This is a genomic window from Tumebacillus sp. BK434 (genome assembly GCF_004340785.1).
In the GTDB taxonomy this organism is placed as follows: Bacteria; Bacillota; Bacilli; order Tumebacillales; family Tumebacillaceae; genus Tumebacillus_A.
This window is the reverse complement of the sequence record NZ_SLXS01000031.1, coordinates 1-1586: the sequence shown is the minus strand read 5'-3', so window position 1 is coordinate 1586 and position 1586 is coordinate 1. Positions and strand designations below refer to the sequence as shown.

The window sequence follows — 1586 nt, the reverse complement described above, 5'->3', positions numbered from 1 at the left end:
ACCCCTGAGCCACTTCCGCATACAGGATGTATGCGTCCAGCGTTGCGACAGGACGTCGCGTTCTTAGCTGGGCTACCTTCGTCCCGCGTTGCGACTGGACGTCGCGTTCTTAGCGGGGCTTCCTATTTAAAATGGCGGAGCTGACGGGATTCGAACCCGCGGTCTCCCGCGTGACAGGCGGGCATGTTAGGCCACTACACCACAGCTCCATGTGGTTGCGGGGACAGGACTCGAACCTGCGACCTTCGGGTTATGAGCCCGACGAGCTGCCAACTGCTCCACCCCGCGATGACACGATGTCGGAGTGCCGACGTTGCGACAGGACGTCGCTGATCTTAGTCGGCCTTCCTTTAAAAATTGGTGGAGGTTGACGGGATCGAACCGCCGACCCTCTGCTTGTAAGGCAGATGCTCTCCCAGCTGAGCTAAACCTCCACGTACAGGACGTACTGTGTACAGCGTTGCGACAGGACGTCGCGCTTTTAGCTGTGCTACCTTTAAAAAATGGTGACTCGTACGGGATTCGAACCCGTGAATGCCGCCTTGAAAGGGCGGTGAGTTAAGCCGCTTCTCCAACGAGCCATGAGTGGCTCCCCGAACAGGACTCGAACCTGTGACCATCCGATTAACAGTCGGGCGCTCTACCAACTGAGCTATCGAGGAACAATGGCGTGCCCAGAGAGATTCGAACTCCCGGCCTTTTGATTCGTAGTCAAACGCTCTATCCAGCTGAGCTATGGGCACGCGTATAAAGTTGAAACAGTGGTGAGCCATGAAGGACTCGAACCTTCGACCCACTGATTAAAAGTCAGTTGCTCTACCAACTGAGCTAATGGCTCACAATGGCTGGGGTGGAAGGGATCGAACCTTCGCATGACGGAGTCAAAGTCCGTTGCCTTACCGCTTGGCGACACCCCAACGAAAGATGTAAAAATGGGGCGACCGAGGGGAATCGAACCCCCGAATGCCAGAGCCACAATCTGGTGCGTTAACCACTTCGCCACGGCCGCCATAATGGTGGAGAGAGAAGGATTCGAACCTTCGAAGCTTTCGCAACGGATTTACAGTCCGCCCCATTTGGCCACTTTGGTATCTCTCCACGTGAGTCAGTATTTCGTTTTCCGTGCCATCCGCTCTCTCGCGGCGACAGGACTTATCTTAACATAGCAGCCATTACAACTCAACACAATCTATCGCGCAAACCGAGACGAATCGGCTCATATCAAACGAATGAAGGAAGTGACCATCTCCATACTTCATATCTTAGCTAATTGCTCTCGTTTCTATACCTCATTATGAAGAAATCAGTATGAAAAACACAAAAAACCTACTTGGATCAGATCCAAGTAGGTTTTTAATTGGTGCGGTCGAGAAGACTCGAACTTCCACGGGTTGCCCCACACGCCCCTCAAGCGTGCGTGTCTGCCATTCCACCACGACCGCATATGAAATTGGTTGTGTTCCCCAAAAACTGAATAGCGAATAGTGAGTGTGGACTTACTTAGGATAAGCCCTCGACCGATTAGTACTGGTCAGCTGCACGCCTCACGGCGCTTCCACCTCCAGCCTATCAACCTTGTCTTCTAC

At 53.1% G+C, this 1586-nt stretch carries 11 tRNA genes and 1 rRNA gene; all 12 read right to left on the bottom strand.

What is annotated here, in order from left to right:
* Window positions 1–132: 132 nt before the first annotated feature.
* Window positions 133–209, bottom strand: a tRNA-Asp gene (locus EV586_RS20840).
* A gap of 3 nt (window positions 210–212) precedes the next feature.
* Window positions 213–288, bottom strand: a tRNA-Met gene (locus EV586_RS20835).
* A gap of 70 nt (window positions 289–358) precedes the next feature.
* Window positions 359–434 (bottom strand) — tRNA-Val (locus EV586_RS20830).
* A gap of 70 nt (window positions 435–504) precedes the next feature.
* A tRNA-Glu gene (locus EV586_RS20825) sits at window positions 505–581 on the bottom strand.
* Window positions 582–586: 5 nt separating this feature from the next.
* Window positions 587–662 (bottom strand) — tRNA-Asn (locus tag EV586_RS20820).
* 4 nt (window positions 663–666) lie between these two features.
* Window positions 667–743, bottom strand: a tRNA-Arg gene (locus tag EV586_RS20815).
* A 19-nt stretch (window positions 744–762) separates the two neighbouring features.
* A tRNA-Lys gene (locus EV586_RS20810) sits at window positions 763–838 on the bottom strand.
* A 4-nt stretch (window positions 839–842) separates the two neighbouring features.
* Window positions 843–917 (bottom strand) — tRNA-Gln (locus EV586_RS20805).
* Between the two features lie 16 nt (window positions 918–933).
* Window positions 934–1009, bottom strand: a tRNA-His gene (locus EV586_RS20800).
* Between the two features lie 5 nt (window positions 1010–1014).
* A tRNA-Tyr gene (locus EV586_RS20795) sits at window positions 1015–1098 on the bottom strand.
* Between the two features lie 260 nt (window positions 1099–1358).
* A tRNA-Leu gene (locus tag EV586_RS20790) sits at window positions 1359–1442 on the bottom strand.
* Between the two features lie 59 nt (window positions 1443–1501).
* Window positions 1502–1586 (bottom strand): 23S ribosomal RNA (locus tag EV586_RS20785); the annotation flags it as partial.